General features: G+C 65.3%; 18 protein-coding genes. 7 read left to right on the forward strand and 11 right to left on the reverse strand.

Going from position 1 to position 21,063, the window contains the following annotated elements:
- Window position 1 precedes the first annotated feature (1 nt).
- Genes ACEN9N_RS11435 through ACEN9N_RS11445 form a run of 3 tightly spaced genes read right to left on the reverse strand, consistent with a single transcriptional unit; the run spans window position 2 to window position 3,281 of the window.
- On the reverse strand, window positions 2-943 hold the full coding sequence (locus ACEN9N_RS11435) for a fatty acid desaturase (protein ID WP_413331465.1): 942 nt from the start codon (window positions 941-943) through the stop codon (window positions 2-4).
- Window positions 924-1,697, reverse strand: a complete 774-nt coding sequence (locus tag ACEN9N_RS11440) for a sterol desaturase family protein (protein WP_007836695.1) — start codon at window positions 1,695-1,697, stop codon at window positions 924-926. Before ACEN9N_RS11440 ends, ACEN9N_RS11435 begins: the two co-directional genes overlap by 20 nt.
- A 9-nt stretch (window positions 1,698-1,706) precedes the next feature.
- Entirely contained in the window at window positions 1,707-3,281 is a 1,575-nt protein-coding gene (locus tag ACEN9N_RS11445; protein WP_413313144.1) for a phospholipase D family protein, read from the reverse strand.
- Window positions 3,282-3,424: 143 nt separating this feature from the next.
- On the opposite strand from ACEN9N_RS11445, the gene ACEN9N_RS11450 reads away from it, so the two are divergent.
- On the forward strand, window positions 3,425-3,976 hold the full coding sequence (locus ACEN9N_RS11450; RefSeq protein WP_478179680.1) for a peroxiredoxin: 552 nt from the start codon (window positions 3,425-3,427) through the stop codon (window positions 3,974-3,976).
- 19 nt (window positions 3,977-3,995) lie between these two features.
- Here the strand turns inward: ACEN9N_RS11450 and ACEN9N_RS11455 are convergent, their stop codons facing one another.
- The 3 genes from ACEN9N_RS11455 to ACEN9N_RS11465 all read right to left on the reverse strand — a co-directional run bounded on the left by ACEN9N_RS11455 (window position 3,996) and on the right by ACEN9N_RS11465 (window position 9,419).
- Window positions 3,996-5,423 carry an HlyD family type I secretion periplasmic adaptor subunit gene (locus tag ACEN9N_RS11455; protein WP_478179681.1) on the reverse strand — a complete coding sequence of 476 codons (1,428 nt, stop codon included), beginning with the start codon at window positions 5,421-5,423 and terminating at the stop codon, window positions 3,996-3,998.
- Window positions 5,420-7,765, reverse strand: coding sequence for a peptidase domain-containing ABC transporter (locus ACEN9N_RS11460; protein WP_495656096.1), 2,346 nt, complete (start codon window positions 7,763-7,765; stop codon window positions 5,420-5,422). Before ACEN9N_RS11460 ends, ACEN9N_RS11455 begins: the two co-directional genes overlap by 4 nt.
- 142 nt (window positions 7,766-7,907) lie before the next feature.
- Window positions 7,908-9,419 carry a DUF4214 domain-containing protein gene (locus ACEN9N_RS11465; protein WP_495656097.1) on the reverse strand — a complete coding sequence of 504 codons (1,512 nt, stop codon included), beginning with the start codon at window positions 9,417-9,419 and terminating at the stop codon, window positions 7,908-7,910.
- 332 nt (window positions 9,420-9,751) lie between these two features.
- On the opposite strand from ACEN9N_RS11465, the gene ACEN9N_RS11470 reads away from it, so the two are divergent.
- The 4 genes from ACEN9N_RS11470 (at window position 9,752) to moeA (ending at window position 14,434) form a co-directional block, all read left to right on the forward strand.
- Window positions 9,752-11,185, forward strand: coding sequence for an aldehyde dehydrogenase family protein (locus ACEN9N_RS11470; protein ID WP_495656098.1), 1,434 nt, complete (start codon window positions 9,752-9,754; stop codon window positions 11,183-11,185).
- A gap of 137 nt (window positions 11,186-11,322) precedes the next feature.
- Window positions 11,323-12,474 (forward strand): GTP 3',8-cyclase MoaA, encoded by a 1,152-nt coding sequence (gene moaA, locus ACEN9N_RS11475; RefSeq protein ID WP_495656099.1) that lies wholly within the window; start codon window positions 11,323-11,325, stop codon window positions 12,472-12,474.
- A 14-nt stretch (window positions 12,475-12,488) separates the two neighbouring features.
- Window positions 12,489-13,124, forward strand: coding sequence for a molybdenum cofactor guanylyltransferase MobA (mobA, locus tag ACEN9N_RS11480; RefSeq protein ID WP_495656100.1), 636 nt, complete (start codon window positions 12,489-12,491; stop codon window positions 13,122-13,124).
- A complete protein-coding gene (gene moeA, locus ACEN9N_RS11485) occupies window positions 13,121-14,434 on the forward strand; it encodes a molybdopterin molybdotransferase MoeA (RefSeq protein WP_495656101.1) in 1,314 nt (437 codons plus the stop codon). The genes mobA and moeA overlap by 4 nt, the downstream gene beginning before the upstream one ends.
- 14 nt (window positions 14,435-14,448) lie before the next feature.
- On the opposite strand, the gene rnhA is transcribed toward moeA, so the two are convergent.
- Both rnhA and ACEN9N_RS11495 read right to left on the reverse strand, forming a co-directional pair.
- Complete coding sequence (gene rnhA / locus ACEN9N_RS11490) at window positions 14,449-14,898, reverse strand: ribonuclease HI (protein WP_007836679.1); 450 nt, start codon at window positions 14,896-14,898, stop codon at window positions 14,449-14,451.
- Between the two features lie 42 nt (window positions 14,899-14,940).
- Window positions 14,941-15,711 (reverse strand): class I SAM-dependent methyltransferase, encoded by a 771-nt coding sequence (locus ACEN9N_RS11495; protein ID WP_193386569.1) that lies wholly within the window; start codon window positions 15,709-15,711, stop codon window positions 14,941-14,943.
- Here ACEN9N_RS11495 and gloB point away from each other — a divergent pair.
- Together gloB and ACEN9N_RS11505 are read left to right on the forward strand one after the other, a co-directional pair.
- Complete coding sequence (gloB, locus tag ACEN9N_RS11500; RefSeq protein WP_413331457.1) at window positions 15,710-16,498, forward strand: hydroxyacylglutathione hydrolase; 789 nt, start codon at window positions 15,710-15,712, stop codon at window positions 16,496-16,498. The two genes, ACEN9N_RS11495 and gloB, sit on opposite strands and share 2 nt — an antisense overlap.
- A complete protein-coding gene (locus ACEN9N_RS11505) occupies window positions 16,495-18,102 on the forward strand; it encodes a transglycosylase SLT domain-containing protein (protein ID WP_495656102.1) in 1,608 nt (535 codons plus the stop codon). Before gloB ends, ACEN9N_RS11505 begins: the two co-directional genes overlap by 4 nt.
- Window positions 18,103-18,135: 33 nt before the next feature.
- Here the strand turns inward: ACEN9N_RS11505 and ACEN9N_RS11510 are convergent, their stop codons facing one another.
- From ACEN9N_RS11510 to ACEN9N_RS11520, 3 genes are all read right to left on the reverse strand, one after another.
- Complete coding sequence (locus tag ACEN9N_RS11510) at window positions 18,136-19,320, reverse strand: low temperature requirement protein A (protein WP_413331455.1); 1,185 nt, start codon at window positions 19,318-19,320, stop codon at window positions 18,136-18,138.
- 70 nt (window positions 19,321-19,390) lie between these two features.
- Window positions 19,391-20,227: an ABC transporter permease gene (locus tag ACEN9N_RS11515; protein WP_413313130.1), complete on the reverse strand. Its 837-nt coding sequence runs from the start codon at window positions 20,225-20,227 to the stop codon at window positions 19,391-19,393.
- Entirely contained in the window at window positions 20,227-21,042 is an 816-nt protein-coding gene (locus tag ACEN9N_RS11520) for an ABC transporter ATP-binding protein (RefSeq protein WP_413331454.1), read from the reverse strand. The genes ACEN9N_RS11515 and ACEN9N_RS11520 overlap by 1 nt, the downstream gene beginning before the upstream one ends.
- Window positions 21,043-21,063: the final 21 nt, after the last annotated feature.

A 21,063-nucleotide genomic window follows, 5' to 3' on the forward strand; every position in this document is an offset into this window, starting at 1 on the left:
TTCAGTTGATGGGTGAATCGGGAGGCATCAGCGGGCGGCTGCGAAAACGCGGCCACACGGCCCCCAGCAGGAACACCCGCACCATGTACGGCACCAGCCCGCCCTCGTTGAGCGCAGGGTCCACCTGCGCGCGGTAGCGCGTGCGATGCAGGCGGGTGAGCTCGGACCAATGGGCATGCGAGTTTTCGTGGTGTGCGGTGTGCAGGCCGATGTTGAACAGCAAGGGGTTCACCAGCCCCTCGAAATTGCGGGCGTAGTTCAGCCGGCTACCCGGGGTATCGCCCTGCGCCTCCTTGCGAGGCGCCTTCCGGCCGTCGGCGTGGGCATGCTGCAGGTAATTGGTCGCCAGCAGCCAGTGCAGGCCGTGCAGTTGCGGCACGATGACGAAGACCAGCGCCTTGCGCCAGTCGAGCCCCAGCAGCACCGCCCAGCTGGCCAGCCACAGCGCGTACTGCGCCATGCAGTAGCGCCACGCGCCTCGCCTATGCAGCCGCAGCCGAGCAAGCCAGGCGAAGAACACCGGCATCAACACCCACACCGCCTGGAACGGATGCAGCAGGTAACCCCGCAGATGGTTGGTGTCGCCGCCGAAGCGGTAGGTGCGCGCCACGTCCTTCGAGCCATGCCGGTGGCGATGGTGGTTGGCCACGTGCGCAGGCCAGAACACGAAGGTCGGGTGTCCCTGCAGCAACGTGATCCAGAAGTCCGTCAACCGGTTCATGCCCCGCCCGCGCCACATGCGCAGATGCACATGGTTGTGATGGATCACGCCGACGCCGAGCGTCAGGAACAGCGTCATCCCATATAGCAGGACATCGAAGCCATGGAACCACTGCCACGCAGCCAGCCCAGGCAACGCGACGAGATAGGCAAGGCTCTGCCAGTCGCGCCGGTGACGCAGCCGCGGCAGGTGGCGGCTCGCGTCAGGCCGTGGTCGCGCCATGCTTCTTGCGGAAGGCCTGGAGAACCGGCTCGGCTGCATCGGCCGCGACGCGCGTTCCGAACAGCCGGTCCATGAACGTGAATTGAAAACCGTAGTTGCCGTTGTGCACGGCATGGTGCAGATGGTGCCGGCGGCTCGCCGCGAACCAGTGGCTGTACGACACGCCCGTGAAGAAGTCGTAGTTCGAATGCCCGATGCAGTTGAAGAACAGGCTGAACACCGGCACCGCCGCGAGCGACCAGAAGCTGAAGTCGTGCACCACCATCGGCAGCAGGATCACGTTGCCGAGCATCAGCGCCTCGACGGGGTGAAAGCTGTAGGTGGCCCACGGGGTGGTCACGAACGAGCGGTGATGCGGCCCGTGAAAGCGCCGCAGCCAGCGCGTATGCAAAAGCCGGTGATTGATCCAGAAATGCACGTCGTTCCAAAAGGCGAGCGCGAGGATCTCGACCGCGACTTGCCGCCAACCCGCATCGCCGTCGAGCCGCGCCCAGCCCAGCTGCAGCAGCCCCCATGGAAACACCATGCCCAGCCCGAAGATCAGCACCGACACCCCCGACTGCCCCAGTTCGCGCCGCAGCTGCCCCGGCTGCAGCGGCCGCGGATCGAGTTCGCGCCCGATGCCCAGCGCCGGCAGCGCGCGCTTCGTCAGCAGCCACGTGAGGCCGCCAAAACAGAGATAGATGCCGCCGAAAAAAAGCACGCCCCACAGCATGACCTGCGGGGCGGACAACGAGGTGAAGGTCTGCGCCATCCCCCGAGGCTACAACAGCATCTCGGGAACGATCGGCGCGATGAGCATGTTGTAGAAGCGCTGGAAGAAGCCCGACTCCGGCTCCGAGGTCAGGATCATCTCTTTCTCGCCGTCGTTCGTCAGCCATTGCAGCGTGCCGGTGTCCTTAGCCAGCCGCAGCCGGTAGGAATTCTGCAGCTTGCTGATGTTGATGACGCGCAACATCTCGCGCGCCAGTTGCGGGCTGTCGACCACCACCCCCATCTCGGTGTTCTGGCTGGCCGAGCGCGGGTCGAGATTCATCGAGCCGATGAAGATGCGCGTCCTGTCGATCGCAGCGGTCTTGGAGTGCAGCCGCCCCAGCGACTTGCCGAACATGCCGAAGCGCTCGCCCGCGCTGGTACGCTGCGGGCTCAGTTCGTAGAGGTCGGCGCCGCTTTCGAGCAGCCGCTGGCGGTAGCGCGCATAGCCGGTGTGCACCAGCGGCTCGTCGTTGGCCGCCAAGGAATTGGTCAGCAGCGTGAGCTTGACCTTGCGCCTGGCCAGGTCCTCGAAAGCCTCCATGCCGCGCTCGCCCGGCACAAGGTACGGCGAGGTCAGGTCGACCTCGGTCTTGGCGTCGAGCAACAGCGCCCAGACCTTCATCGTCACGCTGGTGGCGATGGCCTCGTCGGCGGACATGGTCGCGGGCTTGGTGGGCGGGTCGGCGATGGCGCGGGCTTCGCCCCACAGCAGGCCCATGCGGCCGCCGTCGAGCTCCTCGGCAATGGGCCCGTAGCCGAGGATGTCGGACGGTGGCAGCACGATCTTCGGTGGTGGCGCGGCCATGCCCACCCAACTGTCGAAATCGGCGCCGTTCGGCCTGCGGCCGCCCTCGCCCGTCACGATGTCGGCAATCGGCCAGACCTGCACGCTGTTCCAGTAGGCGTCGAAGATCGATTCGAGCTGCGGCACCACCTTGCCGATCACCAGCGCATCCATGTCGATGAAGTTCTGCGCCTCGCTCAGCACGAAATACTCTTCGGCGATGTTGCGCCCGCCCACCACCGCCATCACGCCGTCGGCGATGAAGAGCTTGTTGTGCATGCGGTGGTTGAGCCGCGAAATCTCCCACGGCGACGCCGCGAAGCGCGACAGGAAGCCGTTGCGCCCGCAGCAGAACGGGTTGAACAGGCGCACGTCCACGTTGGGCGTCTCCGACAGCGCCAGCAGCAGCTGCTGGCTCTTGACGGTATACAGGTCGTCCACCAACACCCGCACCTTCACGCCGCGCATCGCCGCCTCGCGCAGCGTGCGCAGCAGCAGGCGGCCGACGGCGTCGTTCTCGAGCTGGTAATACTGCACCACCAGCGAGCGCTGGGCCCGCTGGGCGAGTTGGATGCGCGCGTCGAGCGAGTACACGCCCAGCGGCATCAGCCGGAAGCCCGAGTGCTCGCCGGGCGGCGTGGATGCGGCGGCAATCTTCGCGAGCGTGGTCGACGGGTCGGCGGAGGCGGCAAATTCGGCGGGCCGTTCCCGTGCCGGCGGCAGCGAACCGCAGGCGCCGAGTGCCGCGATCAGGGCGCCAGCGAGCGCGAGGCGCAGAAGCAAGAGGCAGGCGTTCATGATGGTGCTTCCATGGCGTGGTTCTTCCCCGTCGCTTCTTCAATTGTTCTGCTCAATACGCGGGCCGGCCTGCACCGGTTTCAAGGGCCCCTTTTGGGGACGCCCGGCCTAGAATTCGGCCCACATCGCTGCGGAGTTACATCATGGCCCGTTCGCACCTCCATCGCATCGCCTGGATGACGGTTTTTTCAGCCCTGGCGCATCCCGCCTGGGCCGCGCTAGACATCGGCGACCCCGTCCCCAGGTTCACCGCCACCGCGGCCCTGGGCGGCAAGACCTTCCGCTACTCGCTGGCCGACGCTCTCGCGAAGGGGCCGGTGGTGCTGTACTTCTTTCCAGCGGCCGATTCCAACGACTGCTCGATCGAGGCCCACGCCTTCGCCGAGGCCGTGGACCAGTTCGCCGCACTGGGCGCCAGCGTGATCGGCGTTTCGGCGGACGACATCGGCACCTTGTCGAAGTTCTCGGTCAAGTCCTGCCAGAGCCGCTTTCCGGTGGCGTCGGACGAGGGCAAGACCGTGATCCAGGGTTTCGACGCGCTGATGCAGACGCGGCCCGACTTCGCCAACCGCCTGTCGTACGTGATCTCGCCGGACGGCAAGGTCGCCTACTACTACCAGAACCTGAATCCGGACAAGCATGTGGAGCGCACGCTGAATGCGGTGAAGGCGCTGCCGAGATCCACGGCAAAGTAAGCAAAGGGCCAGGCCCGCTCTATCGAACCCGGACGCCCTCGTTCCAGCCCTTTTCCAGCGGATTCAGCACCAGCTGGATCAACCGGCGCCTATCGGTCTGGATGTCCGCCTGAAGGCTCATGCCGGATTGCAGGGCCTGGGGGCGCCCTTTGACCCAGATGCTGGCATCGGGCCCCGCGAGCGCAATCTGCACGCGGTAGGCAAGGCCGTTTGTTCGCTGGTCCGAATTGCTGCTGTCGAAGTTGCGATTGCCGGATGCGGACTGGCCCGTGCCCGTCTGCTTGTCGAGCGCCTGCGGATTCTGGAACTCCGCGTCCGCACTGACCCATTTCACCCTGCCGGCCACGGCCCCGTATTGCGTGAAGGGAAAGCTGTCGAGCTTGACCTCGACGGGCTGGCCGATCTTGACGTAGCCGATGTCGTTGTTGCTGAGGAAGACTTCGGCGATCAACGGTGTATTCTCGGGAACAATCGTCAGGAGCGGCTGATTGGCCGCCACCGCGCTCCCCAGTGTCGTGACCCCGAGGCTCTGGACCACACCGGACACTGGCGCACGCAAGGTCTTCAGGCCATTGAGTTGCTGGGCCTTTTCGAACTCGGCCTGGAGACTCGCGCCCTCCCGGCTTGCCTGCTCGACCTCCGCAAGGATCTGCACCTTGCGCTCCTGCTCCACGGCCGCTTGACGGAAGCGCGCCTCCTGGAGCCCAGCAGCAAGCTGCGCCAGCGTCTGGCTTTGCGCCGCCAGGTCATGCTCCAGGCCTACCACTTCCTGCTCTTGTTTGAGGCGCTCGCCTTCGCTGAAGAAGCCTTCCTTTACGAGTGCCAGGCTCTGCTGGTAGCGCTTAGTCGCGAGCCCGAGATTCAAGCGCAATTTCGTGTGCGTCGACTCGGCCGCCCTGAGGGCCTTCGTCTTTTCGTCGACCGATGCCCTGGCTTCCGCTAGCTTGGCTTCGAATGCCGCTTCGCGGGCTTGGATCGTCGCCATCTGGTCGGGCGTCAACGCCAGCGTTCTCGCCGCGCCGGAACCGCCGCCCGGCACCGACATAGGCAGGTGCTGCCCCTTCATCTCCACCATGAGCCGCGCCATCTGCTGCTGATTCTGCTGCAGCCGTTGCTGGCTGCTGGAGAGATCGGCCTGGGACAAGGTTGGATCTAGTTCGATCAGGAGATCGCCTTCCTTGACGCGTTGACCTTCGCGCACGTGGATGACGCGCACGAGGGCCGGCTCGATCGTCTGCATGACCTTCACACGCCCATCGGGAATCAGCCTGCCGGGCGCCGTCGCCACGATCTCGATCTCTCCGATACACGCCCAGGCAATGGCGCCGAGCAACAACACCGCCAGCGCCCACATCAGGCCACTGGCAAATGGCGCAGGAGGCGCTTCCTCGATGGCGAGCGCCGGGCTGTGAAACGCTCGCTCCTTCGGGGACAGCACGACGCTCATGCTTCCGTCTCCGCGGGGTTGCCGCGCCGTTCGGGACGATGCGCTGCATGGGGCTTGCGGACACCAGTCAGCGGCTCGTGCTGCTGCATGGCCCAGAGCCTCGCAAACTCGCCTTGCTGCGCAATGAGTTCCTGCAACCCGCCCTGCTCCACCACCTTGCCGCTGTCGAGCACGACGATGCGGCTGCAATGCCGCAGCGTGGAGAGCCGGTGGGCAATCATGATGACCGTGCGGCCACGGCAGATCTGCGCCATGTTGGCCTGGATGGCCTGCTCGCTCTCAACGTCCAGCGCACTGGTAGCCTCGTCCAGGATCAGGATACGCGGGTCTCCCGTCAGTGCCCGGGCGATCGCGATGCGCTGGCGCTGCCCGCCGGACAAAAGGGCACCGCGTTCGCCGACCGGCGTGTGGTAGCCCTGCGGCAAAGCCGTGATGAATTCGTGCGCCCCCGCCTGCTGCGCCGCGAAGACGATGCGGTCAAAGGACATCCCCGGGTGGGCGACTGCAATGTTTTCCGCAATCGTCCCGCTGAACAGGAAACTGTCTTGCAGCACGACGCCGATCTGCCTACGCAACTGCTGGGGATCGGCATGCGCGATGTCGTGGCCATCGACCAGCACGCGCCCGGCCTCCACGCCGTACAGCCGCTGAATGAGTTTGGTGAGCGTCGACTTGCCGCATCCGGAGCGCCCCACGATGCCCACCACTTCGCCCGGTTCCAGCAGAAGGCTTACATCGTTCAGCACCAGCGGCGTTTCTGGCTGGTAGCGGAAGTGGATCGAACGCAACTCGACGCGGCCCTTCAATGGCGGCATGGCCTGGACACCTGCGTTGGTGGGTTCCGGCTGCGCATTCATGAGGTCGCCCATGCGGTCGACCGAAAGCTTGACCTGCTGGAAGTTCTGCCACAGCCCCACCAGCCGGGACACCGGCTGCAACACCTGTCCAGCGAGCATCTGGAAGGCAATAAGCCCCCCGACGGTGAGATCGTTGTTCATCACCAGCGTAGTGCCGACCCAGAGCACCGCCAGTGTCAGCATCCGCTGGACTGCCTGCGAAATGCTCTGCGCCGCATTGCCCAACTTGCTGACATCGAACCCGGCTGCCACCTGCCGCGCGGCCAGCAGGTCCCATTTGCGCTGCCACATGGGCGCCAGCGCGAGGCTCTTCAGCGTATGGATGCCCTGGATGCTCTCGACCATGAAGCTGCCGGCCTCCGCGCTGCGATCGAACTTCGTCTGCAGCGCCTTCGCAAAGATGGGCTGGGCCACCAGCGTCACGAGGGCAAGAATCGGTAGGCCGATGAGCGTGACGATGGTCAGCTTGATACTGTAGAGCAGCATCACCGCGATGAAGATGCCGATGAAGAGGCCATCGACCAATGTCGTCAGTGCGCCGCCCGTGAAGAAACTGCGGATGTTTTCGAGCTCGCGCGTGCGGGCCAGCGTGTCGCCGGCCTGGCGCTGTTCGAAATATCGGATGGGCAGGCTGAGCAGATGGCGGAACAGGTCGCTCGACAGGCCGGCGTCGAGGCGAGCAGACGTATGCGCGAGCATATATCCGCGCAACGTGTTGGTCACGGCTTCGAAGACGATCAGGCCCGCCATGCCGATGCCGAGAACATGCAGGGTCGACAGGCTCTTGTGCATCAGGACCTTGTCGATGATGACCTGGCTGAACAGGGGCGTCGTCAACGCGACCAGTTGGAGCAGAAATGCGCCGAGCAGCACCTGCCCCAGCGGCTTGCGATAGCGCCACAGCACTGGCGCGAACCACCCGAGGCCAAAGCGGCGGGAGCCCGAGCCGCCGATTGCGCCGAGTTGCAGGGGTTGGCGGAAGCAAATGACGGCAAGAGCGCCCCTTTCCCCATGGCTCTCGACGAGCTCTGCCATCGAAACCCATTTGAATTTGGAGGTCTGGGGTATCCAGAGGAGGAGTTCCCCCGAAACCTGTGCCGGATCGACTGCAGATTCGTCCGCAACACCAGGGTGCCGACCGGTGGAAGGCCCGCGCTTTTCGCGCCGAGCAACCACAGTGACCACGTTTCCATCGGCACCAACGATCACGCAAGGGATGGGGAGCGAGCGCGCCCCACCGCGCTGTTTGAGTAGCCGCCATTTGCGTGACGGGCGTTCCTGGATCCGCAGGGGTTTCGACACGAGCCCCAGGTGCTGCGCCGCATGTTGCAGCTCTTGTGCGCCGATGGGGGTTTCAGGACGCCAGCCCATCGCCTCGCCGAGCGCCTGTACGCTCATTTCCAGAGAGAAAAAAGCAATCACGGGCTGCAATGCGGCGAGACCTTGAAGCGCACGAAAAGAGGCGCCGCCAACCTCAGTAGGCATTTTTTGACCGCCAGAATTTATGGGAGGCTGCGGATAAATCACGCTCCGCTCTCCATTTTTCAATTTGGTCCAGGCGCTTCATCCAACCCAAGTCTCAACCATGCAAAGGCTGCGGCGACACGAGAGCGACAGGCCGCTCACTTCACGCTGTCAACAAGAAATTGACTTGCGATAGTTGCGCCAGCGTAGCGTGATGGAATGTGATGTTTTGGGCCCCGTCAGCGAAAACTACATCTTGGCCGCTTTGCGTCATATGACCAAGTATATCGGCGCTACCGCTATATCCAAACCCAACGAATTTCAATTGATCTACATTTTCCAATCCAAATACCTGGTCGTTTCCAGGCCGAAGGGAATCAAACGTGAAGACGTCTGCACCACGACCACCAATTAACGTATTGCCGCCTTGTCCACCGAGCAACTCATCGCTCCAGCTTCCAAAGCTTGAAGCCATGAAATTTGCCTGCCCAGACATGGTGTTCGCGCGAAACTCCGTTGAATCCGAAAATCCAACTACAGCATCGGCACGTGACATTCCATGATCGAGCGCATTGACCCAGGCGGCCAACCCAGCCTGATCAGGTTCTCGCCCTAAAACATTTTTATAAAGGAGCGTCGCAAACTGATTATTGTTAAGCGCTCCGTAGGTATTTTGAAACTCGACCGATCCAACGAAACCCTGCGCAACCGATTTGATCGTTTGCGCACCAGCATCCAGTGCATTGACCCAATTAACAAAACCAGTTCCATCTGGCTCTCTGTTTAGAGTAGCCTTGTAAAGGCGAAAAACCTCGCCTTGGTGCTCATTGCTGAATCGCGCCGTCATATAGGCATCAACGTCTGTCGCACTATTATTTTTGAATTCCGTTGACTCAGAAAAACCCACCACCACATTGGCTCTGGAATTTCCGGCATCGAGAGATTGAACCCATGCAGAAAGGCCGTTACTATCAGGAGTCCGCCCAAGGACATTCTTATAGAGCAAAGTCACGAATTGCGTATTGTTGAGGGCCCCGTAATTTGCTTGAAATTCCGTAGAATTTACAAAGGTTGCCGCAGCGGCCCCTACGGTCATTCCACTTTTCAATGCAGTCACCCATTCTTGAAAGCCACCAATATCGGGCTCCCTCCCCAATGTCGCTTGGTATAGCCGATAAGCGCTCCCATACCAAGAATTGGAGGCTCCGGTTATGCCATCGCCGCCGTCGATCGTGTCGTTGCCGCTTCCCCCGACCAACGCATCGTTGCCCCACCCGCCAGTGATCTTGTCGTCACCACTGCCACCGTTGAGGTAGACAGAACTCGTGGCCCCCCAGGCCGTGAGGGTGTCATTGAAGTCAGAGCCAACGACTGCATAGATCTGCGAAAGCGTGTCGCGATTGCCCCAGCCATCCGTCGCGGTACCCGACCGGAGATCGACGCTGACACCGGCGGGACCATCGTTGTAGTGAACTATGACCGCGCCGGTGTTGTTCCCGGTGATGAAGTCGTTGCCTTGTCCGCCCCAGATGTCGTCGTTCCCTTCATCACTGAAGATGGAATCGTTGCCTGCGCCGCCGTCGATGAGATCATTTCCGGCACCGCCGTGGATGATGTCTGAATCTGAGGTTCCAACCAAAGTATCGTTTCCGGGGGTGCCGTCGATGATCGCCACAGTACGTTCCTTCGTTTTTAAGTAAGACCTACCAACGCTTGTAGCGCTCCTCGCTGCCGATACAAGCGCTCCAGGGTCATGGGCTTCGCCCCCTTCCCCCTTAAACCAGCACTGCTGGTCTACAGGTATCGTATCTGCTTGTATCTATATTTCGTCAATGAAACACGCGCCCAGCTCGTGCTTTTTCCACGGATGACTGGCTTTTCGCGGCGCCCTTTGAGAGAGCAATACTTAAATACTAAGTAATTTTTTAGGTAACGTTTCCCTGATCGGCGCTCCAGGACAGGAGCGGCCGGACAGAGATGTTTTCGGTCCGCGCAAAATCCAACCCCATGCAGCTCAACTACATCGCCAACGCGCACGTCCCGTCCTCCTCCGGCCGCACCCTGCCCGTCATCGACCCTTCCGACGGCCAGGTTTTCGACGAAATCCAGCGCAGCAACGCAGCCGATATCGACTCCGCCGTGCGCGCCGCGCGCGACTGCTTCGAGGGTGTCTGGCACAAGGTCAGCGCGGCCGACCGCAGCCGCCTGCTCTACAAGCTCTCACAGAAGATCGCCGAGCACGTCGACGAGCTCGCGCTGATCGAGCAGCGCGACTGCGGCAAGCCGGTGAAGCAGGCGCGCGCCGACGCTGTGGCACTGGTTCGCTATTTCGAGTTCTATGCCGGCGCCTGCGACAAGCTGCACGGCGAGACCATCCCCTACCAGGACGGCTACAGCGTCTTCACCTGGCGCGAGCCGCACGGCGTCACCGGCCACATCATTCCGTGGAACTACCCGATGCAGATCTTCGGACGCAGCGTGGGCGGCGCCCTGGCGGCCGGCAACGTGTGCGTGGTCAAGCCGGCCGAGGACGCCTGCCTCTCGCTGATCCGCGTGGCGCAGCTCGCGGCCGAAGTCGGCTTTCCGGCCGGCACGCTCAATATCGTGACGGGCTACGGCCATGAAGTGGGGGACGCGCTCGCTCGGCACGAGGGCATCGACCACATCAGCTTCACCGGCAGCCCGAAGATCGGCACGCTGATCCAGCAGGTAGCGGCCGAGCGGCACTGCCCGGTCACGCTGGAGCTGGGTGGCAAGAGTCCGCAGATCATCTTCGCGGACGCTGACCTGGACGCGGCCATTCCCGTGGTCATCAATGCCATCGTGCAGAACGCCGGGCAGACCTGCTCGGCCGGCTCGCGGGTGCTGATCCAGCGCGACATCTACGAACCGCTGCTGGAGCGCCTGGGCCACGCTTTCGAGGCGCTGCGCGTCGGCCCCGCGGCCATGGATCTCGACGTGGGCCCGCTGATCCGCCAGACGCAGCAGCAGCGCGTGTGGGACTTCTTGAGCGATGCGCAACATGCCGGCATCCCGATGGTGGCGCAGGGCATCGTGGTCGACGAAGCGCCCGAGACCGGCTTCTACCAGGCGCCCACCCTGCTGCGCGACGTGCCGGTGAATCACCGGCTCGCACAGGAAGAGGTGTTCGGCCCGGTGCTGGCGGCCATGGTCTTCGCCGACGAAGACGAAGCCGTGGCGCTTGCCAACGCCACGCAGTTCGGGCTGGTCGCCGGCGTGTGGACCACCGACGGATCGCGCCAGTTCCGCATGGCCAGGCGCGTGAGGAGCGGCCAGGTGTTCATCAACAACTATGGCGCGGGCGGGGGCGTCGAGCTGCCGTTCGGCGGCGTGAAGTCCTCAGGCTACGGCCGCGAGAAGGGTTTCGAGGCCCTCTACGGCTTCACCACGCTCAAGACCGTCGCCGTCAAGCACGGCTGAGGCCAAGGGCCGGCCCGGCAGCCGCCCAAACAGAGCGCATTCCAGAACATTGACCTGGGACATGGTTTACGCGGCGGCGATCAAGTAGCCTGAGGTTCACAGGCCCTTGGGCCGTGGCGCAAAATCGGACCCGCTTCATGAAAAACAGCAGCAATATCGTCATTCCGATCTCCACGATCGGCCGCGCACGTCCCGCCGTGGCCGTGCCGGAGGTCGCCGTGCCCGCCACGGGGGTGCTGCTCGACCGCCTCGGCCGGCCCATGACCGACCTGCGCATCAGCGTGACCGACCGGTGCAACTTTCGCTGCAGCTACTGCATGCCGAAGGACGTGTTCGACAAGGACTACAAGTACCTGCCGCACAGCGCGCTGCTGAGTTTTGAAGAAATGACGCGGCTGGCCCGCCTGTTCGCTGCGCACGGCGTGCGCAAGATCCGCCTGACCGGCGGTGAGCCGTTGCTGCGCAAGAACATCGAAGGCCTCATCGAACAACTCGCCGGGATCCGCTCGCCCGCCGGCGAGCCGCTGGCGCTGACGCTCACCACCAACGGCTCGTTGCTCGCGCGCAAGGCCGCCGGGCTGCGGGCTGCAGGCCTGCAGCGCGTGACCGTGAGCCTCGACAGCCTCGACGACGCCGTGTTCCGCCACATGAACGACGTCGACTTTCCGGTGGCCGATGTGCTGGCCGGCATCGACGCGGCGCTGGTCGCCGGCCTCGGTCCCATCAAGGTCAACATGGTGGTCAAGCGCGGTACCAACGAGCAGGAAATACTGCCGATGGCCCGCTACTTCCGCACGCACCTCGGCGGCAAGGTGGTGCTGCGCTTCATCGAGTACATGGACGTGGGCGCCACCAACGGCTGGCGCATGGACGAGGTGCTGCCCTCGGCCGACGTCATCGCTCGCATCCATGCCGAATTTCCGCTGGTGCCGCTGGAAGCCGCCACGCCCGGCGAGACCGCCCAGCGCTGGGCCTATGCCGACGGCAGCGGCGAGATCGGCGTGATCAGCAGCGTCACGCAGGCCTTCTGCCACGACTGCAGCCGCGCGCGCCTGTCGACCGAAGGCAAGCTGTACCTCTGCCTCTTCGCCAGCGCCGGCCACGACCTGCGCCCGCTGCTGCGCGGCACCGCCAGCGACGACGACATCGCCTCGGCCATCGGCCACATTTGGCAGGGCCGTGCCGACCGCTACTCCGAGCTGCGCGCCCTGCTTGGGCCTGACAACGACAGCGGCGATGCCGGCGACAAGGCGCCGCGCCGCGTCGAGATGAGCTACATCGGCGGATGACGCAGGCGGCCGCCATGCCCGCGCACGCTTTCATCGCGGCCGCCGACATCACGGGGCTTCTGCTGGCCGGCGGACGCGGCTCTCGCATGGGCGGGGTCGACAAGGGACTGCAGCTTTTCAACGGCGAGCCGCTGGCTCTGCATGCGATCCGGCGGCTGGGGTCGCAGGTCGGCCAGCTCATCGTCAATGCCAACCGCAACCTCGCCGACTACGAAGCCTTCGGCGTGCCGGTATGGCCCGACAGCCTCGCGGACTATCCGGGGCCGCTCGCGGGCTTTCTCACCGGGTTGGAGCACTGCACGACACCCTGGCTGTTGACCGTACCTTGCGACACACCGCTATTTCCGCCAGACCTCGCCGTCCGGCTTGCCGAAGCGGTGGCCGCCGAAAATGCAGAGATCGCGATGGTCAACGCACCCGAAATCTCCGAAGGCGAGGTGGTGCTGCGCCTCCAACCCGTCTTCTGCCTGCTGCGCGCCGACCTGCGCGAGAGCCTGCGGCGCTACACCGAAGCCGGCGGCCGCAAGGTCCACGCATGGACCGCACAGCACCGCACAGTGCACGTGCCCTTCAACCGCCCCGGCGACGCGCCCGACGCTTTCTTCAACGCCAACACCCTGGCCGAACTGCACGCCCTCGAAAACCGATGAGCCGCATCGCAGACATCGCCTCCGCCCTTTCGGGCTACGACGCAGCCATCGACCTGAGCGTCGAGGCCGTCCACGCTTTTCTCTCGCAACTCACGGCCTCGGCGGTCGTCACGCAACGGGAGACCGTCTCCCTGGTCGACGCGCTCGGCCGCGTGCTGGCCGAAGACATCGTCTCGCCCATCAGCGTGCCGCCGCACGACAACTCCGCCATGGACGGCTACGCCTTCGACGGCGCGGTGCTGCCGCGGGACGCACCCATCGACGTCTCGGTCACGCTGCGCGTGGCGGGAACGGCGCTGGCCGGCGCCGCCTGGCGTGGCACGCTGGGTCCAGGCGATGCGGTGCGCATCATGACCGGCGCCATGATGCCGGCGGGCCTCGACACCGTCGTGCCGCAGGAGTTCTGCAAGGTCGATGGCGACCGCGTGTGTTTCCCGGCCAGGGTGCTGCGCCGCGGCGACAACCGCCGCCTTGCGGGCGAAGACCTGATGCAGGGCCAGACCGCGCTGCGCAAGGGCGAACGCCTGTCGCCCGCCGCGCTCGGCATGGTCGCGAGCCTCGGCCTGCCGGACGTGCCCGCGCTGCGGCGGCTGCGGGTGGCCTACTTCTCGACCGGCGATGAGATCCTGAGCCTCGGCGACGCGCCGCGCGAAGGCGCCGTGTACGACAGCAATCGCTACACCGTGTTCGGCATGCTCGCACGGCTGGGCTGCGAGGTGATCGACCTCGGCCTCGTGCGCGACGATCCGGCCACGCTCGCCGCCGCAATGCGGCGCGCCGCGCACGAGGCCGATGCCATCGTCACCAGCGGCGGTGTCAGCGCCGGTGCGGCCGACCACACGCGCGACGTGATGCAGCAACTGGGCGACATGGCGTTCTGGCGCGTGGCCATGCGCCCGGGCCGGCCGCTGGCGGTGGGGTTGATCCCGCGCGAGGCGTCGCCGCAGCCAGCGGTGCTGTTCGGACTGCCGGGCAATCCGGTGGCCGTGATGGTGACCTTCCTGGCCTTCGTGCGGCCTGCGCTGCTGCGCCTGATGGGCTGCCACGACGCGGCAGCCGCGCCACCGCCCTTGCTGCGTGCACGCTGCACAGGCCCGATCCGCAAGAAGCCGGGCCGCACCGAATACCAGCGCGGCTTCGTGAAGACCATGCCGGACGCGTTGCCTGAGGTGTGCGTCGCGAGCCACCAGGGCTCGGGGGTGCTCAGCTCGATGGTCGAAGCCAACGGGCTCGTGGTGCTGCACCACGAGCAGGGCAATGTCGCGGCGGGCGGCGAAGTCGACGTGATGATGTTCGACGGCAACATCTAAGGCGCCCCGAACGGTCAGATCCGGCCCAAGGCCTTGTCCACGCCCTTGTTGGCCAGCATGTCGGCGCGCTCGTTGCCCGGGTCTCCCGAGTGGCCCTTGACCCAGCGCCACTCGATCTGGTGGCCGCCCTCGCTCACCAGCTTGTCGAGCCGCTGCCAGAGTTCGACGTTCTTCACGGGCTGCTTGCTGGCTGTCATCCAGCCCTTGGTCTTCCAGCCGCGGATCCACTCGGTGATGCCCTTGCGCACGTACTGGCTGTCCAGGTAAAGCAGCACCTTGCAGGGCCGCTTGAGCGCGGCCAGGCCTTCGATGACGGCAGTCAGCTCCATGCGGTTGTTGGTGGTGTCGAGTTCACCGCCGAACAGGTCTTTCTCGGTGGAGCCCGACTTGAGCCACGCGCCCCAGCCGCCAGGGCCGGGGTTTCCCTTGCACGCGCCATCGGTGTAGATCACGACTTCGTTCAAACCGGCTTTTCCTTCTTCATCATCATTCGTTTTCGTTCATTCTCAATTCTTGCCGACCTCGTTGCGGTGCACCTTGCCCGCGATGGGCACTGGCGCCGTGGCGCGGGCGCCCGAGCGGCGCCACTCGGCGCTCAGCAGGCGCATGCCGCGCACCCGCTTCACGGCGACCAGGAAGTAGGCTGCGCCAAAGATCGGCCACCAGCGCTCGCCGGCGGCATCCATCCAGCGCGAGCGCTCCAGCCAGGCTTCGCTGCGCACCGCAGGCCGGTAGACGCCGAAGCGGCCCGACTCCACCTCGAAGCTCAGGAGCCGCAGCCAGTCGCGCATGCGCCAGTAGCCGATGAACTCCCCGCCTTCGGGCAGGTACAGGTCGCCGATGCCGAGCCGGCGATAGAGGTGTGCGCGTCGCTGCCGCATGCCCCAGAGGCTGGCCGGGTTGAACCCGCAGATCACCACGCGGCCCTCGGGCACCAGCACCCGCTCCACCTCGCGCAGGGTGGCGTGCGGATCGGGGCTCAGTTCGAGCGCGTGCGGCATCACCACCAGGTCGAGGCTGTTGGCTGCAAACGGCAATGCCGCGAAGTCGGTCAGGAGCGTCGCCCTGCCGCCTCGGGCGGGGTCGTCCAGCGCCAGCCAGCGGTGCGGCATGCGGTTGGCGCGCAAGCCGTCGACCTCGGCCGCACCCAGCTGCAGCGCGTGATAGCCGAACACGTCGGCCACCGCCTGATCGAACTGGGCCTGCTCCCAAGCCAGAAGGTAGCGCCCCGGGGGGGTCGCGAACCAATCCTGCAAACCTATAATTTGACCGCTCATGACCCTTGTTCCGCTGCCCGCCTTCGCTGACAACTACATCTGGATGCTGCACGACGGGTCCCACGCCATCGTGGTGGATCCGGGCGACGCCCAACCGGTGTTCGACGCGCTGGCGCGCCACAAGCTGCAGCTGGCCGCGATTCTAGTCACGCACCACCATCCCGATCACACAGGGGGCGTGGCCGCGCTGCACGAGGCCACCGGCGCACCCGTGTGGGGGCCGGCGCGCGAGCGCATTCCCGAGCCGTTCACGCCGCTGGCGCAAGGCGACATTGCCGAGGTGCTCGGCCTGCGCTTCGAGGTCATCGACGTGCCGGGCCATACGGCCGGCCACATCGCGTACTTTCTGCCTGCGGCGCAAACGGCGGGTGGCGATGCGCCGCTGCTGTTCTGCGGCGACACGCTGTTCTCCGGCGGCTGCGGGCGCCTGTTCGAAGGCACCCCCGCGCAGATGCTGGCTTCGCTCGATGCGCTTGCCGCATTGCCGGGCGACACGCGTGTCTGCTGTGCGCACGAATACACACTTTCTAACCTGCGTTTTGCCCAGGCGGTGGAACCGGGCAACGCCGAACTAGATCACTACAACGCGCGCTGCGAAAGCCTGCGCGCGCAGGGGCAGCCCACGCTGCCGTCGCAACTGGCAATCGAACGCCAGGTCAACCCCTTTCTTCGCAGCCGCGAAGCCACTGTCCTTCGAGCGGTGCGTGCCCACGCCGAGCTGGCTGCCGATGCAGTCGAGGCCGACGTGTTCGCCGCACTGCGCCAATGGAAAAACGACTTCCGATGAAACTGATCGCTGCCACCTGCCTTGCAGGTTCACTGGTGCTCGCGGGCTGCGCGGGCACGAGCAACAACAACAGCTCCTCCCCCTCTTCTTCGTCGGTCGGCGGCACCGGCGCCAAGGCCACGGGTAGTGCGGCACCCATCTACCCACGCGACTCTCTATCGCCCCTCGCCACCGGACAGGCCCAATCGCAGAGCGTGGTCACGCTCGCGCCACCGGTCGACATGTGGGACCGCATCCGCCGCGGCTTCAAGATGCCCAACCTCGACAGCGACCTGGTGCGCGATCGCGAGCAGTGGTATTCCAGCCGGCCCGACTACATCCAGCGCATGACGGAGCGCTCGAACAAGTACATCTTCCACATCGTCGAGGAGCTCGAGCGGCGCAACATGCCGACCGAACTCGCACTGCTGCCCTACATCGAGAGCGCGTTCAATCCACAGGCCATCTCCAGCGCGCGCGCCGCGGGCATGTGGCAGTTCATGCCGGCCACCGGCACCGACTTCGACCTGAAGCAGAACATCTTCCGCGACGACCGCCGCGACGTGGTGGCCTCCACCCGCGCCGCGCTCGACTACCTGCAGAAGCTCTATGGCATGTTCGGCGACTGGCAACTGGCCCTGGCCGCCTACAACTGGGGCGAAGGCAGCGTGAGCCGCGCCATCGCCAAGAACCAGCGCCTGGGCCTGCCCACCACCTACAGCGACCTCACGATGCCCGCCGAGACGCGGCTCTACGTGCCCAAGCTGCAGGCCGTGAAGAACATCGTGGCGAATCCGCAGGCCTTCAACACCGAGCTGCCGTTGATCGCCAACCACCCGTACTTCCAGACCGTCACGCTCACGCGTGACCTTGACGTGGAACTCGCGGCCAAGCTTGCCGACGTGCGGCTCGAAGACTTCCGCGCGCTCAACCCCGCTGCGCACAAACCGGTGCTGATCGCAGCCGGCACGCCGCAGATCCTGCTGCCGTGGGACAACGCGGCCGTGTTCCAGCGCAACTTCGATGCCTATTCGCAGGGTCAGTACGCCAGCTGGACCGCCTGGGTCGTGCCCAACACCATGACCGTTGCCGACGCGGCCCAGCGCTCCGGCATGAGCGAAAGCGACCTGCGCGCCATCAACAACGTGCCGCCTCGCATGCTCATCAAGGCCGGCTCGACGCTGATTGTGCCGCGCGGCGCCCGCGTGAAGGAAGACGTGGCGGCCGTGGTGGCCGACGGCGGCCACCTGAGTTTCCAGCCCGAAATCGTCACCCACCGCACGACGGTGAAGGCCGGCCGCGCGGACAGCGTCGCCAGCATTGCGCGCCGCTACAACCTCAAGCCCGCCAACGTGGCCGAGTGGAACGACGTGAAGCCCAACCACGCCTTCAAGCGCGGCTTCAGCGTGGTGGTGTACCTGCCGATCCGCGCCACAGTGGCGGCGCGCGCCGGCACCGGCGTGGCGGTCGCGCGCGGACACGCGGTGGCGGTATCTGCGAAGCGCGGCGCACCGGTGAAGGTTTCGGCGCCGCGGGGCACCAATGTTGTCAAGGTGCCTGCCAGCAGCAAGCAGCAGGTGGTGCGCGAGAAGCGCGGCGGCATGCCGGCCAAGAAAAAACGCTGAAACGGCGCTCTTCCTGCTTCGGCCTCTGGAGGTTCAGCGGGCCGCTGCCGCAGCCCATGCCCTGCGGCGCACCACGGCTTCGAGTGCGGCCACCGCGATCATGACAAGCGTCGTGAGCGTGCCCACCACCATCACCGAGAGGTGCGGAGCAAAGACTGCGAGCACGGCCAACAGGCCCAGGCCGTAAAGGTGCGACTGCGGCAGGAAACCGCGCACCACACGCTTGAACAGCGCATTGCCGAACAGGTACAGCGCCGGCCCACCGATGAGTGCGCCGAGATACTTGAGCTCGGCATGGTGCGAGCCCTCGTTGATCGTGAGCTCGTCCGCCACCGCGCACACGATGATGCCCGCCACCAGGATCACGTGCGTGTAGTGGAACTTGGCGCCGATGCCACCGGGGTCGGGCGAATGCTCGATGGCATGGGTCGCCTCCCTCGCGCTGGTGTCGAAGTACATCCACCACATCGCGAGGCTGCCCGAGAAACCCACGAGCAGCGCGAACAGGTCGATGCCGTGCCATTCAGTGTGCTGGCCGAAGGCGATGCCGGTGGCCAGCACCGACTCGCCCAGCGCGACGATCACGAACAACTGGCAGCGTTCGGCGAGGTGCCCGCCGTCAATGGTCCAGTCGGCGGTCGTGGAGCGGCCCAGTCCCGGAAAGCGCAGCCCGATCATCGGCGCGATGTATTCGCACAGCACGCCGACGAACCACAGCGCGAGGCGCGCCTGCCCTTCGGCCACGCCGCCCGCGATCCAGAACGCTCCGGCCAGGCAGTTCCATGCCAGCAGCCGGCGAAAATTGGGTGTGAGCGGATCGTTCGAGCCGATGGCGATCAGCATGCAGAACGTGCGCCCCGCTTGGATGCCCACGAAGCACAGCGCGAACACCAGCCCGCGCTCTGCGAAGGCGCCGGGCAGCGCCGAGGCCATCACCATGGCCAGCAGCATGATGGCGAACAGCACGCCTCGAATGCGTAGCGCGCCAGGGTTGAACCAGTTGGTGGTCCATGCCGTGTACTGCCAGCCCAGCCATACCGCGAACCACATCACCAGCGTCTGGAACGCGCCCGACAGCGTGAGGTGATCCAGCAGATAGTGGGAGAGTTGCGTGACCGAAAACGCATAGACCAGATCGAAGAACAGCTCTTCGTTCGAGACCCTGGCAGCCTCGTTGCGCGAGCGCAAGGTCGTGGCCCGCTTGTTGTCGTGGCTCATTGGCTTACTACCCCCGTGAATTCGTTGCCGCGCTCTCCGGAGCGTCGCGCAAGATCATCGCATGAGGGAGCTACAGCTTCTCGGTTTCGCCGGTCTTGGGCTGCCACTTCATGAGCCGCTTCTCGATCAGCCCCACGATGCCGTCGAGCACCAGCGCAAAAGCCGTGAGCACCACGATGCCGGCGAACACGGTGTTGACGTCGAAGGTGCCTTCGGCCTGCAGGATCAGGTAGCCCACGCCGCGCGCCGAGCCCAGGTATTCGCCCACCACCGCGCCCACGAAGGCCAGCCCGACCGAGGTGTGCAGGCTGGAGAACACCCAGCTCGTTGCGCTCGGCAGGTACACCGTGCGCAGCAGCTGCCGCTGGTTCGCGCCGAGCATCTTCGCGTTGGCCAGCACCACCGGGCTCACCTCGCGCACGCCCTGGTAGACGTTGAAGAACACGATGAAGAACACCAGCGTGACGGCCAACGCCACCTTGCTCCAGATGCCCAGGCCGAACCACAGCGCGAAGATGGGCGCGAGGATCACCCGCGGCATCGAGTTGGCGGCCTTGATGTAGGGGTCGAGGATCAGGCTCGCCGTGGGCGCGAGCGCCAGCCACAGCCCGCAACCCAGGCCGAGCACCGTGCCGATGCCGAAGGCCAGCACCGTCTCCAGCAGCGTGGTTCCCAGGTGCAGGTAGATGTCGGCGTTGCCCTTGAGCCCGTCAGGGAACAGCGCATTGGGCGGCACCTCGAACGGCAGGAACCAGCTCCAGATGCGGCCCGCCACCTGGATCGGCTCGCCGACGAAAAAGGCGAACTGCTGGTTGCGCGAGGCAATGTGCCACGCCACCAGGATCACTACCAGCAACGCCAGCTGCCAGAAGCGCGCGTTGCGCTCGTTGAGCCCGAGGCGGGGCATCACGCGGCCTTCCTCAGCTGCTGCGCGTAGCCCTTCAACACCTCGTCGCGCAGCACCTCCCAGATCTGGGTGTGCAGCTCCACGAAGCGCGGCTGCGTGCGCACCTCGGCAACGTCGCGCGGACGCGACAGGTCGATGGCGAACTCGCCGATGGGGTGCGTTGCCGGGCCGGCCGACAGCACCACCACGCGGTCGCTCATGGCAATGGCCTCGTCGAGATCGTGCGTGATGAAGAGCACAGCCTTCTTCCTTGCGCTCCAGAGGTCGAGCACTTCGTTCTCCATCAGTTGGCGCGTCTGGATGTCGAGCGCGCTGAAGGGTTCGTCCATGAGGATGATGTCGGGGTCGAGCACCAGCGTCTGTGCCAGCGCCACGCGCTTGCGCATGCCGCCGGAGAGCTGGTGCGGGTAGCGGTCGCCGAAGCCTGATAGGCCCACGCGCGAGAGCCATGCCTCGGCCTGCTGGCGCGCTTCGGCATCGGACACACCGCGGTACTGCAGGCCCACCATGACGTTGTCGATGGCGCTGCGCCAGGGCATCAGCGCCTCGGTCTGGAACATGTAGCCGGCGCGCGTGTTGATGCCCGCGAGCGTCTGGCCGAAGACCTTCACGGTGCCCGAAGAAGGTTCGAGCAAACCCGCACCAACGTTCAGCAGCGTCGATTTGCCGCAGCCCGTGGGACCGACCACCGAGACGAACTCCCCCGCCTTGATGCGCAGCGTGGTGTCGGCCACCGCGGTGTAGCGCTGGCCTGGATCGTCCTTCGAATGGAAGGTGCAACTGATGGAGAGAAGTTCGAGTGCGTGGTCGGACATGGCGTAAAAAACCCGGCCTGA

The organism is Variovorax sp. Varisp46, from assembly GCF_059491885.1.

Coding starts and splice junctions, on each gene's coding strand:
- ACEN9N_RS11435 (WP_413331465.1), bottom strand. CDS start 943: ATGGCGCGACCACGGCCTGACGCGAGCCGCCACCTGCCGCGGCTGCGT.
- ACEN9N_RS11440 (WP_007836695.1), bottom strand. CDS start 1,697: ATGGCGCAGACCTTCACCTCGTTGTCCGCCCCGCAGGTCATGCTGTGG.
- ACEN9N_RS11445 (WP_413313144.1), bottom strand. CDS start 3,281: ATGAACGCCTGCCTCTTGCTTCTGCGCCTCGCGCTCGCTGGCGCCCTG.
- ACEN9N_RS11450 (WP_478179680.1), top strand. CDS start 3,425: ATGGCCCGTTCGCACCTCCATCGCATCGCCTGGATGACGGTTTTTTCA.
- ACEN9N_RS11455 (WP_478179681.1), bottom strand. CDS start 5,423: ATGAGCGTCGTGCTGTCCCCGAAGGAGCGAGCGTTTCACAGCCCGGCG.
- ACEN9N_RS11460 (WP_495656096.1), bottom strand. CDS start 7,765: ATGCCTACTGAGGTTGGCGGCGCCTCTTTTCGTGCGCTTCAAGGTCTC.
- ACEN9N_RS11470 (WP_495656098.1), top strand. CDS start 9,752: ATGCAGCTCAACTACATCGCCAACGCGCACGTCCCGTCCTCCTCCGGC.
- moaA (WP_495656099.1), top strand. CDS start 11,323: ATGAAAAACAGCAGCAATATCGTCATTCCGATCTCCACGATCGGCCGC.
- mobA (WP_495656100.1), top strand. CDS start 12,489: ATGCCCGCGCACGCTTTCATCGCGGCCGCCGACATCACGGGGCTTCTG.
- moeA (WP_495656101.1), top strand. CDS start 13,121: ATGAGCCGCATCGCAGACATCGCCTCCGCCCTTTCGGGCTACGACGCA.
- gloB (WP_413331457.1), top strand. CDS start 15,710: ATGACCCTTGTTCCGCTGCCCGCCTTCGCTGACAACTACATCTGGATG.
- ACEN9N_RS11495 (WP_193386569.1), bottom strand. CDS start 15,711: ATGAGCGGTCAAATTATAGGTTTGCAGGATTGGTTCGCGACCCCCCCG.
- ACEN9N_RS11505 (WP_495656102.1), top strand. CDS start 16,495: ATGAAACTGATCGCTGCCACCTGCCTTGCAGGTTCACTGGTGCTCGCG.
- ACEN9N_RS11510 (WP_413331455.1), bottom strand. CDS start 19,320: ATGAGCCACGACAACAAGCGGGCCACGACCTTGCGCTCGCGCAACGAG.
- ACEN9N_RS11515 (WP_413313130.1), bottom strand. CDS start 20,227: ATGCCCCGCCTCGGGCTCAACGAGCGCAACGCGCGCTTCTGGCAGCTG.
- ACEN9N_RS11520 (WP_413331454.1), bottom strand. CDS start 21,042: ATGTCCGACCACGCACTCGAACTTCTCTCCATCAGTTGCACCTTCCAT.